11 protein-coding genes are annotated in these 14,644 nt (G+C 57.0%); 7 read left to right on the plus strand and 4 right to left on the minus strand.

The window, feature by feature from the left end:
• Window positions 1-49: 49 nt before the first annotated feature.
• Window positions 50-1,033 carry a porin gene (locus tag BSY239_RS04180; RefSeq protein WP_069045738.1) on the minus strand — a complete coding sequence of 328 codons (984 nt, stop codon included), beginning with the start codon at window positions 1,031-1,033 and terminating at the stop codon, window positions 50-52.
• Window positions 1,034-1,247: 214 nt separating this feature from the next.
• Between BSY239_RS04180 and BSY239_RS04185 the strand changes: the two genes are divergently transcribed.
• The 6 genes from BSY239_RS04185 to BSY239_RS04200 all read left to right on the plus strand — a co-directional run bounded on the left by BSY239_RS04185 (window position 1,248) and on the right by BSY239_RS04200 (window position 6,584).
• Window positions 1,248-2,495 carry an NAD(P)/FAD-dependent oxidoreductase gene (locus BSY239_RS04185; protein ID WP_069045739.1) on the plus strand — a complete coding sequence of 416 codons (1,248 nt, stop codon included), beginning with the start codon at window positions 1,248-1,250 and terminating at the stop codon, window positions 2,493-2,495.
• 283 nt (window positions 2,496-2,778) lie between these two features.
• Entirely contained in the window at window positions 2,779-4,125 is a 1,347-nt protein-coding gene (locus tag BSY239_RS04190; protein ID WP_069048765.1) for a tyrosine-type recombinase/integrase, read from the plus strand.
• 527 nt (window positions 4,126-4,652) lie between these two features.
• Complete coding sequence (locus BSY239_RS22355; protein WP_156775409.1) at window positions 4,653-5,477, plus strand: hypothetical protein; 825 nt, start codon at window positions 4,653-4,655, stop codon at window positions 5,475-5,477.
• An 89-nt stretch (window positions 5,478-5,566) separates the two neighbouring features.
• Window positions 5,567-5,836: a hypothetical protein gene (locus tag BSY239_RS22360; RefSeq protein ID WP_156775410.1), complete on the plus strand. Its 270-nt coding sequence runs from the start codon at window positions 5,567-5,569 to the stop codon at window positions 5,834-5,836.
• 23 nt (window positions 5,837-5,859) lie between these two features.
• Window positions 5,860-6,267: a DUF5681 domain-containing protein gene (locus BSY239_RS04195; RefSeq protein WP_069048766.1), complete on the plus strand. Its 408-nt coding sequence runs from the start codon at window positions 5,860-5,862 to the stop codon at window positions 6,265-6,267.
• The gene (locus BSY239_RS04200; protein ID WP_069045740.1) at window positions 6,264-6,584 is read left to right on the plus strand and encodes a hypothetical protein; all 321 of its coding nucleotides are present in this window, start codon (window positions 6,264-6,266) and stop codon (window positions 6,582-6,584) included. Before BSY239_RS04195 ends, BSY239_RS04200 begins: the two co-directional genes overlap by 4 nt.
• A 127-nt stretch (window positions 6,585-6,711) precedes the next feature.
• Here the strand turns inward: BSY239_RS04200 and BSY239_RS21940 are convergent, their stop codons facing one another.
• From BSY239_RS21940 to BSY239_RS04205, 3 genes are read right to left on the minus strand one after another with little or no spacing between them, the layout of a single operon-like run.
• A complete protein-coding gene (locus BSY239_RS21940) occupies window positions 6,712-7,800 on the minus strand; it encodes a PD-(D/E)XK motif protein (protein WP_083239801.1) in 1,089 nt (362 codons plus the stop codon).
• Window positions 7,793-10,678: a Z1 domain-containing protein gene (locus BSY239_RS21945; RefSeq protein ID WP_083239802.1), complete on the minus strand. Its 2,886-nt coding sequence runs from the start codon at window positions 10,676-10,678 to the stop codon at window positions 7,793-7,795. Before BSY239_RS21945 ends, BSY239_RS21940 begins: the two co-directional genes overlap by 8 nt.
• Window positions 10,675-12,513: a DUF262 domain-containing protein gene (locus tag BSY239_RS04205; protein ID WP_069045741.1), complete on the minus strand. Its 1,839-nt coding sequence runs from the start codon at window positions 12,511-12,513 to the stop codon at window positions 10,675-10,677. Before BSY239_RS04205 ends, BSY239_RS21945 begins: the two co-directional genes overlap by 4 nt.
• A 126-nt stretch (window positions 12,514-12,639) precedes the next feature.
• Here BSY239_RS04205 and dcm point away from each other — a divergent pair, with 126 nt between their 5' ends.
• Window positions 12,640-14,541, plus strand: a complete 1,902-nt coding sequence (dcm, locus tag BSY239_RS21950; RefSeq protein WP_236944181.1) for a DNA (cytosine-5-)-methyltransferase — start codon at window positions 12,640-12,642, stop codon at window positions 14,539-14,541.
• The last annotated feature ends 103 nt before the right edge of the window (window positions 14,542-14,644 follow it).

Below are 14,644 nucleotides of genomic sequence, written 5' to 3' on the forward strand. Positions count from 1 at the left end.
TTGCGAGCGGTGGGCGTAAACAACCCTTGGAGAGGAGTTGGCTTGGAAATCAGAAGGTGTGAGCCACGCCCACGGAATACAGCTTGCGCTCGGTGACCGTGGTGCCGGCGGCGTTCTCGGTGTCGCCATCGAGGTAGGCGGCGTACACGCGCGTGCGCTTGGACAGGGCATAGGTGCCGCCCAGCGAGAAGCCCGAACCTTCACGAACCTTGGTGCCGTTGGACTTGGTTTCGCTGGTGGCGAGACCGGCCGACAGGTCAAACGCGCCGAACGGCACCGACACGCCGATGGCGAAGTCGTTGTCCTTCAGGTTGGAAGCGGTCTTGGCGTTCTGGTACTGGGCCGAGATGCGGAAAGCGCCGAAGTTGTACAGACCCGACAGCACGGTGTAGTCGCGGTCGTTGGCCGCGGCGGCCGAGTTCTGCTGCTGGAAGCCCAGGGCCACGTCCAGAGGGCCGCCTGCGTAGCGCAGGTGGAATGCCTGAACGTCGCTTTCGGTGCCAGCGGTCTGGTCAAAGGCGTAGGAATACGAGCCTGAGAAGCCACCGAACTTCGGCGAGTCGTAGCGGATCTGGTTGTTCGGGCGGCTGGTGAAGTTGCCCACGTTGACGGCAGCGGCGCCTTCGGTCGATGCCTTGCCGGCGGTGAACTCGGAGTCGAACACGTTGTAGGTGTTGCCCAGGTCAAAAGCGTCCTTGAAGGCGCTGTCACGCTTGCCCAGCGTCAAACCACCAAAACCACCGCTCAGGCCCACCCAGCTGGCGCGGCCAAAGCCGGTGCTGGTGCCGTCGGTCACGTCGATGGCGGTCTCCAGACGGAAGTTGGCCTTGAGGCCACCGCCCAGGTCTTCGGTGCCCATTACACCCCAGCGGCTGGTGGTGAGGTTGCTGGAGAACATGCGCGTGTCGCTGGAGGCGCCAGTGTCAAGGCTGCCGACCGAAGCGTCGAGGCGGCCATACAGGGTGACGGAAGACTGGGCCATGGCGGCGCCGGTGGTGGCCAGAACGGCCAGAGCGATCAGGCTCTTTTTCATGTGGTTGCTCCGATGAGTTGCATGGGACCTGAGGTCCCCTTGCCTCCTGCACCATGCAGGAAGTCCTGTGTATTTCAGCGAAGCGCCGAGAAAACTCTGTGACACTTGGCTGTCACAAGCGGGTTTGCCACGAGATACAACAGAAGACCCTGCGGACCCGTGGGCCTGTCATCAACGTGCAACAGAAAGCATAGCAACCGGAAGGCAATTCGGCATGAAACACGAGGTCATCGTTCTCGGTGCGGGCATGGTGGGCGTGGGGTGCGCGTTGCACCTGCAGGCCTTGGGAAAAAACGTGGCGATGGTCGATCGGCGCGCGCCGGGGCTGGAAACGTCCTACGGCAACGCCGGCATCATCCAGCGCGAAGCGATTGCGCCCTACGCCTTGCCGCGCGACCTGCGCTTTCTGCTGTCGGGCGCCGCCAACCGGCGCGTGGACGTGCGTTACCACGCGCGCGACGCCGCGCGCATGCTGGGCCCGCTGCGCGCCTACCACCGCAACTCAGCGCCCGCCGCGTACCGTCAGATCGCCCAGGAATACGAAACCCTCATTGCGCTTTCGCTCGAAACGCACGCCCAGCTGATGGACGCCGCCGACGCCAACCACCTCGTGGCGGGGCAGGGCTACCTCATGCTCTACCGCACCGAGCGCGAACTGCACAGCTTCTTTGAGGTGGCCGACGAGCGCGCGCTGGACGGTGTGAACCACATCAAGATGAGCGGCGCCGACGTGGCCCGCGAAGAGCCGTCGCTGGCGGGATCGTTTGCAGGCGCCGTGCGCTGGACCGACCCCCTGGCCATCAGCAGCCCCGGCGACCTCGTGCAGGCCTACGCGCGCCTCTTTGAACAGCGGGGCGGGGCGGTGCACCTGGGCGACGCCGGCACGCTGCGCAGAACCCACGCGGGTGGCTGGCAGGTGGACACGGCGGATGGGCCCACGCTCGAAGCCAGCGAGGTGGTGGTGGCCCTCGGCCCCTGGACCACACAACTCACAGCGCGCTTCGGCTACACCGCGCCCGTGATCCCCAAGCGCGGCTACCACATGCACTACGCACGCCTGCCCCAGCGGCCGCTGCACAGAACCATCATCGACGCCGAAAACGGCTACGTGATCGCCCCCATGAAAGACGGCCTGCGCCTCACCACCGGCGCCGAGCTCGCCAACGTCGATTCACCGCGCACGCCCATCCAGATCGACGCGGCCGAAAAGATCGCACGCCAAAGTTTCCCACTCGGCGACCGTGTGGACCCCGAACCCTGGATGGGCACCCGCCCCTGCATGCCCGACATGAAGCCCGTCTTCGGCGCCGTGCCCGGTGTGCCGGGCATGTGGTGCGCCTTCGGACATGGCCACCAGGGCTTCACGCTGGGGCCGGTGACGGGGGAGTTGCTGGCGGCGATGATGACCGGGGCAACACCGAGGGTGGATGTGCGGCCGTTTTCGCCGGGGCGGTTTCGGTGAGCGCCGAGGTTGTTCCCGGCCACCCATGAAAAAAGCCCCGATTCTTTCGAATCAGGGCTTTTGAATGTTGGTGCCGGAGAGATGAATCGAACACCCGACCTTCTCATTACGAATGACCAAACGGCATCATTCACCCTTGTTGATCTTCACTGATATAATCATTGAAAATCAACAGCTTATGTCGATAATGCTGGTCAAAAAGACAGTATAGACTGTTGATTGAAATGCATCAATATTGAGCGATTCAGTCTGTAAAAAGTCTGTAAGTCCGAAGGGCCTCACCGTGTCACGTCCAAGCAAGCTTGCAGCAATCGACTTCGCCGAAGTCCATCAACTTACACATGGACTGCTGGAACGCGCCACATGCCCGGCGGAGCGTCCGTTTGTGCTGGTGAAGGATGCGGACAAGAAAGGGCTCCGGCTGCGGGTCACAAAGGCCGGAGGTAAACACTGGCAGTTTGAGACTCGCCTTCGCAGTGGCAAGTTGTTCACCAGAGCGCTCGGTGAGTGGCCAACCATTTCCATCGCAGATGCACGGAGTACGGCGCACCAACTGCGTGGCCAGACAGAGCTTGGTGCTGATCCTCGTATTCAAGAGCGAGAACAAGCTGAGCACAAGGCCGCGACCAAGGCCGCCGCTGTCGCCCAGGCGCTGACCGTGGGCGAGGTTTGGCCGCTGTACCTCGCGAACGGCAAACCCAAGCGAAGGGATGCTTGGAAGCCCCGCTATCGTGCTGACCTGGAAACAATGGCTGCGCCCGGTGGGGTGCCAAAAAAACGAGGGGAGGGCGTAACTCGACCAGGACCTTTGTTTCCACTGCTGGCGCTGCCTCTGGCCGGTGTGAACGAAGACAGTCTGAAATGCTGGTTCGACTCTGAGGCTGTGAAGGGCAAGCACCAAGCAACCCGAGCCTTGATGATGTTTCGAGGTTTCCTGCGGTGGTGCAGTAGCCGCCCGGAGTACCGCAAACTCACTGACCGGGAGGCAGGCCGAGCCGCCGCCATCGTGGAAAGCTTGCCGACGAATACGCGCCGCACGGATGCGCTAGAAGCAGCCCAGGTGCCGGGCTGGTGGGCGGGAGTTGTCGAGCTGCAAAACTTGACGGCGAGCGCCTATCTTCGCGCCCTACTGCTGACGGGTGCCCGCCGCGAGGAACTGGCCGCTCTGAAATGGACGGACGTGGACTTCCAGTGGCGCAAGTTGACCCTTGCCGACAAAGTAGACGCCACTCGCACCATTCCACTGACGCCATACATGGCTTGGATGCTGGCGAGCCTGCCACGGATCAATGAGCATGTATTTGCTAGCTCAAGCAGCAAAGCTGGCCGTATTGCGGACGCTCGTGGCAGCCATCAGAAGGTGCTGAAGAGTGCGGGAGTAGAGGTATTGACCATCCACGGTCTTCGCCGGTCCTTCTCTTTGTTGGGTGAGTCTGCCGGTGCGCCTGCTGGAGCCATCGCTCAAGTTATGGGACACAAACCTAGCGCGACTGCAGAGGGCTACCGTCCGCGCAGCACCGACGCGCTTCGTCCGTATCTGGAACTGATCGAAGTACACATTCTGGAGCACGCTGGTGTGAAGTTTGAGCGCGAAGCAGAGCCCGGAAAGCTGCGAGCAGTTGCGGGCTAGTCAATCTCGCAGACGACTGCCGCTGCGCTAGGCGGGAACAGTCGGAACTCTTCACTCAACAGTCGGAACTGTTTACGCAACAGTCTGAACTGGTCTGTTTTATGTTGAAAACTGTTCCGTAACAGTCGGGAAAATTCAACTGTGAAGACAAACTCGTTATCCATGTTCAACACGACTTTAAGGGTCAAAGCATGGCTTCCAAACTGTTTCGCTCAATGCCACTGGCGCAGGAAATTCGCACCACCCTGCCTACCGCCGAGGCTGCGTTTCATCTCTCGCGTGCAAACCAAACGCTCAGAGCTTGGGCAATGCGGGATGGCTCTGGTCCCATTCGCCCTATTCGTATCAACGGCCGCCTTGCGTGGCCCGTTGCAGAGCTGAAAACAATCTTAGGAGTCGTATGAGACCGGGTGACGGTGTCACCGACCGTGACTTGCGTAAGGCCCAGGCAGGGTTGTATAGCTTGACCGCCAATGACCGCCGAGTGCTCTATCGCTGGCTGGCGAACAAGATCAGGGGGAACAGCCGTGGGGCGTGACAAGCAAGTGCCGCCTGCACGCGACCCCTTGGGGCACAGTGCGCGGGTGTATGACTTCATCTATGACAGCAAAGCTTGGGCTTCACTGTCGCCTCACGATGTGCTGGCCTATCTGGCGCTTTTGCGTGATCTGAGAGCAACCAACAACGGAGACCTCTCTTTGACTCTGACCCGCGCCAAGTCGCGAGGTATCAGCCATCACGTCACCCTCGCACGCTCGCTTCGCGCCTTGTGTGCGGTGGGGCTCGCGGCAATCACTCGCAAGGGTGGTTGCAAGAAAGGAGGCGAGCGCGAACCTACCCTCTACCGGCTCACGCATCGGGACTCTTCCGAGTATGCAAACAAGAACGTTGAGGCTGTGAAAGCTTCCAACGAATGGAAGCGCGTCACCAGCGCAGAGCATGGCCGGGCACTGATCCAAGCCGCCGAAGACGGCGTGAAGAAGGCCACAGCAGAAAAGAAAAACGCAGGACACCTAGTGACAGCTACCGTGTCACCCCCTGTCCTGGTGGAGCAAAAAATAAGGACACCGCGTGACATCTTGAATCAGCAATCGGGACACGTAGTGACCATGGTTGAAACCATCAAAAACCCAGCAAGTGTGCGGGTTGTGGCCGGTTTTTTGAAGGTGACAGGAAAGGCGCCCCATAGGACACCTACTAGACCACCTCTATACCTTGCCATCCATAGCAGCGAAACAGGCATCTATGGGAACCGAACGACCTGCCACGGCGGTGGGACTTCTAAGCGAATCAGAGATAGCTCCGCCGGGCTGTTTACTTGCCTGCTGGGGATGGAACGGCTCGCAGTGTGACCCATATCCGTCATCGACAGGGTGCTGGACCACCAGCACTGCGTGCCACACATTCACCCATTCCTTTCCTTACCACCAAGAAGCCTTCCATGATCAATCACACCATCGCATCCACCGGACACCGGTCCAGCATCGAAGACCCCTCACGCACTCATGCCGAGGGCACCGTGCCCTTCGCTGTGTTCCAAATTGCACTTGATGTCGTAAACGACCTTGCGAGCAAGACCGCAGCCCTTATGAACGATAGCCATCTTTCATCTACGGGCCGGGAGCACAGCATTAAGCCGCTACGCGAATCCGCTTGGTCCGCACTTGCTGCCAGCTACACGCGCATAGGCGCGCTGTGGGCCTCTGTTTGACCTGATTGAGCAAGGAATTTGCAGTGACGACAAAGAAGCCTGGACGATGGAAGCCCGGGGAGTCCGGCAACCCAAAGGGGCGGAAACCCGGCACCGGTGAAGTGGGCCGCATCCGCGCATCCATCTCTGCTCGCGTGCCCGAACTGCTGGCCGCGCTGATGGCCCGCGCATTGGCTGGCGATGTGGGGGCCGCCCGCCTGCTGCTGGAGCGTGCTGTAGCCCCATTGAAGGCCGCAGAACAGCCGCAGGTCCTGAGCCTGCCCAGTGGCACGCTGACAGAGCAGGGCCGCGCTGTGCTCGCATCCGTTGCTGCTGGTGAACTGGCAGCGGGTGCTGGGGCAGCGCTGCTGGGTGCTATCGGCACTTTGGCCCGTGTGTCGGAGATTGACGAACTGGCCGCCCGCGTGGCCGCTCTGGAGAGCCTGAAATGAGCGTGCTGTCTAAACGAATCACCCAGCTTGAGCATGCAGTGCCCGATTGCACCAGCCCGGCGTTGATCATCGTCCACCTCGCGGGCAGGGATCAGGAAACCATCGTCGCCGTCGATAACGTGGACCTGCACAGGAATGCGGACGAGAGCACCAGCGACTTCCTGTCGCGCCTGGCTGTGCAAGTTCGGGCAGACCGTGGCCGCGTTGGGCCGCTGATCACATTTGCGGTGTACCCCGGTGACGATTTACCTGACGGACCATCGGAAAGCGATACTGCCGCGCCGAGGGGATCGACTGATGCCATGGACTGTTCATAAACGGTCGGTCATGCATCGTGGTTCGTGCGTCAAGTGTGCTGCGACTCATACCTTTGATAGTTTCGGGCCTGTTTTCGACTCGATACTGAGCAGATGTCCCGAAAGTCGCCGGCAACCAAAGACGAATTTAGGGACGCAAAGCTGACTGAACTAGCTGGGTGATGGACTGCGCCCAGTTGGCTGCAGGATTGGACTGGGTGATTAGTTCGGGTAGATCGAGCCGAAACTGAAGATCGTCGGCACTAACATGAGTCGATTCCAAGTACTCTCGTTTGAGGATACGGATGTTTGGATCTGACATGTCATAAAGGCGTGGCGTGTAATTTGAACTGAACAGAGCGCGATAGACGATTTCACTAGACATCGAGTGATGGTCATACCCCAAAGAATTTGCCTGCCCGTAACTAGCGACTTCCAAGAGAAATCTTTGTTGAAGTGGAGTCCAACCAGATAGGTCAGGTTGGGGCTGTCCTGCCAACCTTTTCACAATCCGATCTACAAGTTCTGACAAGCTCTGGCCTTCAACGCTGCTAGGTGAGAGACCAACGCTTAATAGGAGCACTTTTTGCTGATTGTTGACGCCTGCAGGCGGCTCTACCTGGTGTAAGCCAGAAAATTTGTGGGTAGACGACATTGAGCGGGTAGTCTTGACTTCGATACCTATATCGCCCACCACAAAGTCTCTCCCATCTGTGAAGCCGCGCCACATGTCTAGGATCGAACTCATCTGCTCAGGCGATCCAGTCGCATCTAGCATGACCTCAAGGCACAGCAACTCACCTATCAGACCAATGATGTGCTCCTCAGCTAGAACAGTCCGTCGAAGAGCAAGTTCGATAAGCGGCTCTACTTGCCTGAAAGCATCTACAAGAGCACCAGCCTTGTACAAGCCGAATCTAGTAAGTTCGACCGATATCAGTGCGGCAAGGGAGAGGAAATGTGGTTGTGCAGGCAGTGCAACTCTGTTTGCCTCTACCTCGCTGTTCGTCTCTTCGATACGCCAGCGACCGTGCTGGAGATGACGACGAACGATTCCTGAAGCAGGGTACAGCCGATCCCCTACAAGCAGAATTTCAACAGTACCGGCCCCGGTTACGGCAACACCCAAAAGCCGATCAACAACCCAAAGCGTGCGTCTATCTTCTTGATGGTCTGGGCGAGGCAATAGCTCGAGTTGCTCGCGTAATCTTTCATAGGCGGTGTGCGTGCTAGCCATCTTGCTCCTCTCTCAACGCTGCGACGTGATCTGGTCCACCGTGCGGGATCGCAAGGCCTAACGCGACTGTTTCACTTCCAGTGACCGGGTCGGCCACCACATGAAAGAGCAAAAGCCCAGGATGACCACGCGGACGCCAAGAACTTTCGTCGAGCAGCTTTGGAGCGCCCGAGGTGTTGTGAAGGTGATAGTCGAACAGCTGGTCGCCAAGCCATTTCTCAGATGGGTTGCGAGATCCCCAAAGAGTTGAAAGCAGATCATCTCGACCCTCAACAAGGCCCCTGCGCATCATTGGGAAAGACCTGCCTCTGAACTTGAGCACCTTGCTGCTAGATTCGACACCGAAGCGTACACCTACGTAGAAGCGGGGTACGGTTGCGCGATATTCCGAGACGTTTATTCTGTTCCAGGGTGTGGACGGATCATCGGTGGGCATCAGCCCTGGAGAACTAGGTTGTTCGAGAGCTGCAGCCCAAAGACGCAGATAAGCCGCAATTGAGTAGGGGCATCCCGATGGACCGACGGCCATCGGCGTTGGGCGAATGCCTGGGGGCCTGAAGAATGGCTCTGGCCAGTTCAACAGCCTCTGCAAGCTTCCCCAGCGCTTGGAAAGCTCAAGTGTCGGATCTGGGTCATGTGACGAGTAGCGCAACCGTTCAAGCAAGGATGCAACCTCGAGCATTGCAATAGGCTTGCTCCCGATAAGGCCGCGTTGGTTCCCCTGTGGATACTCCAAGTAGTCCCAGTCTTCTCGCTTAAGCAATTCATCAAGTAGTTGCAAGTTCTCCGAATACATCGCCCCGTTGTGGGGCTCAAGCAAGCGCACCGAGGGCGAAGGACCGGGATGAAGCGGGACTCGCTTACTCTCGACTTTGGAGGTCGCCTTGAATGCCATACCTTGCAGTACCAATGCGCCGCGTGCGGAGGGCGCACTCTTGTCCTCCATTTGCACAAGGATCTCACTCTTCATCGCCTGATCGTTGCTGTGGTATTGCCGAAAAAGCTTTAGTTGATCGGCGAAAGCAAAAACTCTACAGAACGCGAAGTAGCTCCCACGGTAGCCAAACCAGCGCTGCATCTGCATCTGAGTGTCTGCTGCCGGTTCCCTGGCGCTTCTAACAAATAGGCTTGTGCACAGGCCCTCGATGGTGAGGCCTCGCGAGAGCACGTTGCCGGCAACGAAGATAGTCAGTAGGTCCCGCGGTGGCAGGAACAAGCCGTTCGCTTCGAGCTGAGGGGAGAACTGTGGTCTATCGCCTGCGCGGGGGTCGCTGTTAAGAACGCGCACCTTAACATTCGGGAAAATCTCTAAATTCAAGATGTATTTGACCTCTGCCCAAGTCACGGCCTGCAGACCTCCTGGAGGTTGGCCCGGTAAGGTGCTGAGCCCTGCGGCGGATCGCTTGAAGATGCCTAGCCATTTTTCCCAAAGTGGCTCCTCCTCGGCAAGGCGCCTAGTGAGGCCACTGGCATCTAGTTGCTGGCCAGTATCCCATTCAGATTCATCGCTGATGAAATCGTTCGACACTTGCGTAGCGCCTTGCGACCATCGCACGATGTCTGCGGCCCCTAAGAATTGATCATATTTGAGTGCTGAGGGGTGATACAGCATGCTGTGGGTTGGGGGAAGCAATGCGTCGAGTTGCTCCCTTGGCATTGGCTGTTCATCACCCTTCGGCAGGCGTCGGCCACTCAATAGAACACGGGCTGCGCCTGCTACGAGGTAGCTGCGAAGCGCATCTCCAATCATCTGCCATCGAACGGTGTCAAGTGCTGCGGCAGATGGCTCTTCATCTATGTCGCTAGGGTCTAGCGGCTCGGGAAATGGATATGCGATACATGGATCGGCCGCGAGGCCCATAAAACGCTCATAGTAGAACTCTCCTCCGGTGTAATACGCTTTTTGGCCTGCAGGCTCTGTGTAGGTGAGCGTTCTGGGAGACTTTTGGCCTCGATCTCCAGGGAGTCTCAGCGCGGCATGAAAGTCACGTGGCGAGAGGGGATTGTGAGTAGTTTGAAGGTAGTTGGCCTGTGGAGTGGCCGTGTAAGCAATGTATGTAGCAAAGAGCCGCTCATGCCGAGTGGCCTGCAGGCTCTTGGCGCTTGACCAGAGCCGTTGAATAAATTTCGGTGTGATTTTCCTGCCGTCGATTGAATCCAGGACGCTTGCATCGTCTGCCTCGTCATCCAGCACCACCATCGTGGTGGGTTTAGGTCGATCTGCACCAGAAGTTTGGAGTAGCTCCACTTCGAGAAATCGCCCGAGAGCGAGAAGGTGATCATCCTCCTTAGGCACGACAAAGATTACTGGTTTGCCTGCCCGTAGCGCTATGCGAACTTTGCTTCTTGCGCCTAGAAGGTACATAGACGGGTCGACACGGTCGATACTTGCCAAAACGTCCTCGGGCTGCGGTACCAATGCTCTATCCGCGCTCCTTTTCCAAGCCGAATACAGGTCGGAGCCATCAAGCTGATCGAGCAACCGCTCATACGTCTGTAGCCAAAGCGAGACGCGTGTACCAGCAAGTACGACAAGGATGTCGATGCCCTTGTCGAGCAAAAGTGCAGCCACAGCAAGCATGCTGGCTGTCTTTCCCGACTGTACCGAGCCTACGACGATTCCCGTGCGCACACGGGATGCGCCAAATGCAGCCTCGTCTAGGAAGTCTCCTACTTGGGGTACTGCATGTTCTGCAATGTAGGTTGCATCCGTCTCAAGGATCTCCATAGTTGCAGGAGGCAGACGACTCGCCGCATGTGAGTAGCGGGACCACCAGCTTGAGTTGTCGTTGGCAGAGCCTGAATCCGCCTCGCTAGCATTGCTTTCCGCGGGGACAGGGCGAAGTGTCTCAATTCGACCAACTGCATCAGCAGTCATTCACTTGAACCTCCCGCTTCTGAGATCGGCCGTAGGTATTCCAAGCAACTTACCTCATATCGCTTTGTGAGTGCGGTGCTTGCCGCGGACTGATCGACGCCAAGTGTGTCCAGGATGCGTAGGCACACTCTTGCAACGTACTGCCATTGGGTCTTGTTCTGGCTCTTTGTTGGACCCGGACTCTTTTCCGTCACATCGCGAACTGCCGCGATGCCTTCAGCTAGTAGCGCTTCCTTGCCAATTGCGACCAACACCATCACAGCAAGGAGACTAGCCACAAACGGAAGCTCTTCCCACCGAGACGCTTGTCCCTTCTTGTTACGAAAGCGCGGCGACCATGCGTCCACGCACTCGGCATGCAGCGCGACCGCGGCACGAATATCCCGGGCTAGGGATACTAGATTGGCGTTTTGGTACATGGGATGGGCGCCTTGGAGTTTAGTAATGTCCTCCAGGTGTGCGTCAATGTGGCTTGCCGTGGATGGCGTCGCATAAGCGCCACGCAACATATTTGGCTCGTGCAAGAAGATAGCGCTCACCCAAGACAAGACCTTTGTACGCTTAAACCTCAAGGTTCCAAAGTTGCACGCCTCTAAACTTTTACCCACTTCTTCGATGCCTTGCCGCAGCTCGCTGGGCAAATAAGGTGCGAGTTCGTTTACGTCAAGGCGATCTCCGCTAAGTAGCAGCAACAATTTGGTCAAGCCTAAGTGGTGGTAGGTGGCATTCCTAAGCTCCTCCGCGTTTAGCTTCTTTCCTTGTTTGTTGTAGATCGAAAAAACATGATGAATGTCTTGCAGCCTTGTTTTTTCGTAGATGATCGTTGGGATCTTGTACTTAGAGTTAGCCCTTCCAAAGATGTCGCCGACCTTTACCTTCCCATGGCCTACTTCTATCTCCTCGTCTTTGATGTCAGCTAAGTATTTGCCAGAGAGCTTGTATAAGGGGTCCCCCTGGCGATAAAGCGACAGACGAAAGGGTAGGTAGTTGTCCGATATATCCCGGCCGCGCAAATGAAGTTTCCGGACTAGCCGTCTGGGGTCCTTCTCTAGCAGGTCTTCGACGTCGTTTTCCTTCGCAAACTTCCTTGCCACGGGATGCCTGCCTATGAAGCGCAGGATTGCAGTTAAACGTTGCTTGCCGTCCACGATCTGCAGCTTGCTGTCTTCGCCCACCTCGGTCAGGATGATGGAGGGAATAGGGATGCCGCGAAGGATCGAGTCGATCAAGAGTTGGGAATCGCTGGTTGACCATACGCTATCGCGCTGATACGACGGGTTGAGATCGAGAACACCGTCTCCCGCGTAGTCAGCAAACGAGCGGATCGTTGTTGTATCAACTCTGGCCTGTATGGCCGCTGGCTGGCGGGCCCGGTTGGCGCCCCCTTCCTCCCACAACAAGTCCCAGTCCTCGGTCGCTAGCGAAAGAGCTACGCCCTCTTCAACGGCTTCCAAGAACGCGTCGCGGTTGGCAAGTGCTCGAGAGAGCCAAATATCCAAGTGTTGGGCCCCAAGCGGCGTAAGCAGGACGCAGTCTCCGTCGGAGCGAAGGCAGGCCTCTGGAGCATCTGGCGAGATTGCGGTGAACAGCGCATGGCCTGCTTCCAGTGAGGAAAGATCCGCGGAAATGGGACTATCTAGGCGAAGCCATGCCTGAACTAACAAGGTCTTGACTAGCCAGTCATTGCTGTCAAATTTGACCTCATCGGGCTGAAAGGGCACTACGGACTGCAGGTGCTCGATGCCCTCCGGAAGGCGGCGGTCTTGCGACAACTCTGCAAGGTACTGCGCTACCCCCGTTGACTCGATCTCCTCAGACTCTTCCGCGGTGCTCATCTGTGCTCTCCCTTCCACGGCGGCGCCGCAGTCCGCAGGGATAATAGTGGATCAGTGACCCGATCTTTGAATGGAAGCAAGAATGAACGTGCGTTGTCGGACAAGTTGGAGGCTTCTTTGAACGCGGTGCGCGGTGCCGAAGCCGACATTCGATTTGTGGACCTGTGTGCTGGCCTGGGCGGCTTCCATCAGGGCCTGAGTACAGCGGCGCAGACCGCAGCAAAGCGGTTCGGAAGCGAAGTGCGTTTCAAGTGCGTAGCCGCTGCAGAACTCGAAAGTGATCTGCGACATGCATATGTGTCCAATTTCCGTGAGATCGGTGAGCAATACAGTGACTTAGACAGTGTTGGCTCAGAAGCTGGGCTGGTTCAGGAGGACTTGCGCGCTGCGCTTCCGAAGTTCGATAAAACGGGCGCCTTGCTTCAAATACACGGAGACATGACATGCTTTCTGAATGATGCAGGGACAGGTTTAAGAATACGTTCAAGTGGCAAACCGCTTCTGCCAGCTCATGATCTACTTTGCGCAGGTTTTCCTTGCCAACCTTTCTCTAAGTCTGGCGCCCAACTTGGATTCGAGGATACACGCGGCACGGTTTTTCACGTGATCGCGACCATTCTCCGAGAGCACCGCCCGGCTTTCATATTCCTCGAGAATGTTGGGAACTTCCCAAAACACGATGGTGGAAATACATGGGAGCGAGTAAAGAAGATCCTAGAAGATGAACTCGACTACCAGCTCATCTCTACCAATCACGTTGCACAGGGTGCTGCTGGAGGTCTCCTGTCGCCGCATCATTTAGGGTATCCACATCACCGAGAGCGATTTTTTATCGTTGGGCAGCGAAAGAGCGCTAGGCCCAATGACTCAGCACTGGTCAAGAAGTTGCTCGAGCGTAAGTTGGAACATTCAAGGGTGTTTCCGTCGGTACGGAGCAATGGGAAGCTATCTTCCACTGCAAGCAGGCTGCTCGATCAAAAAGCGAAGAGGTCTCTCATTGAGATCATCTCTCGAAAAAAAACGCCAGGTGAAACCGCTGCAGTGATTGCCTCACAAGTTTCGAGTGATCGCGTACGTTGCATTGACCATTGGGGCTCACTTCTCTGCAAACTGAATGATCTTGACGTGCAAAGTAGGTCTACCTACTGGAGGGACTCGATGCCGTCATTCCCAATTTGGGGCTATGAACTCGATCCTTGGCACTGGTATCCAATAGACAAAAATCCTAGCCTACATACAGTTGACCTGGGTGCACTTTCCACACTTCGACAGAGTGAGCTTCTGAGAGCCCGAGCTGAAGTATTAAACCTTTCCGGAAAGAAGGTCGACCTTAACAGTCATCCTCCCAAAGGTGAGCGATGGTGGCTCTCGAAGAAATTAACGGGATCGAGATTAGACGATTGGATTGAGACATGGCCGGGATATGCTGGTAAGCGTGAGGAATGGCCAAGATGGAAGCAACGCTTCATTGTTCAAAACCGAGATCTTGCGATTAGGCTTTGGAGCAATCTAGATCCGGTGTGGCTACGTGAGTGGCTTGACAAACTCTATGATGAGATCGGCGTCGCCTCTTTTCAAAAACTGGAATGGAACTGCAAAGGAGAGGAGCTAGACATCTGGGCGCACATACTGCAGTTCCGTCCCTCTGGCTTACGCGTGAAACGGCTTGCGCATGTTCCCGCTCTTGTAGCAATGACCACTACTCAGATACCTATTGTTCCGCGAATGAACATTGAGGAGTCAATGCAGGGATCCTCCTGCGGAGCCCGTGGACGCCACCTGGTTGCTTCAGAAGCTCTTGAGCTTCAGGGCTTCCCTTCCAACTGGACTTTGCCTGCGAATAGGGAGAGAGCATTTACGTGTTTTGGCAATGCTGTCCACGTTGGAGTCGTACGTGATATCACCTTGAACTGGTTCTTTGGGTTTAGCGAAAGTGATTTAGATGCTGCAAGTCCTAAGGCTTCATTACCGAGTTTGGGGCAACTAGAGGCTCCATTCGAGTTCAATTCCGATGCAAGAGTCGCCTAATGTCTTATTAATGTGTTCTATTTTGATAGGGCAGTAGCGCCTTAGCTGCCTTGCTGATTCGGGTATAAGACATGGTCGAACGATAGCAGTTCGCACACGGGGT

The organism is Hydrogenophaga sp. RAC07 (assembly GCF_001713375.1).
Lineage (GTDB): Bacteria > Pseudomonadota > Gammaproteobacteria > Burkholderiales > Burkholderiaceae_C > Hydrogenophaga.

Excerpts from the sequence above, each read along its gene's own strand:
- BSY239_RS21945 (WP_083239802.1), bottom strand. The coding sequence starts at position 10,678 with ATGACTGCTGATGCAGTTGGTCGAATTGAGACACTTCGCCCTGTCCCC.
- BSY239_RS21940 (WP_083239801.1), bottom strand. The coding sequence starts at position 7,800 with ATGGCTAGCACGCACACCGCCTATGAAAGATTACGCGAGCAACTCGAG.
- BSY239_RS04205 (WP_069045741.1), bottom strand. The coding sequence starts at position 12,513 with ATGAGCACCGCGGAAGAGTCTGAGGAGATCGAGTCAACGGGGGTAGCG.
- BSY239_RS22360 (WP_156775410.1), top strand. The coding sequence starts at position 5,567 with ATGATCAATCACACCATCGCATCCACCGGACACCGGTCCAGCATCGAA.
- BSY239_RS04200 (WP_069045740.1), top strand. The coding sequence starts at position 6,264 with ATGAGCGTGCTGTCTAAACGAATCACCCAGCTTGAGCATGCAGTGCCC.
- BSY239_RS04180 (WP_069045738.1), bottom strand. The coding sequence starts at position 1,033 with ATGAAAAAGAGCCTGATCGCTCTGGCCGTTCTGGCCACCACCGGCGCC.
- BSY239_RS04185 (WP_069045739.1), top strand. The coding sequence starts at position 1,248 with ATGAAACACGAGGTCATCGTTCTCGGTGCGGGCATGGTGGGCGTGGGG.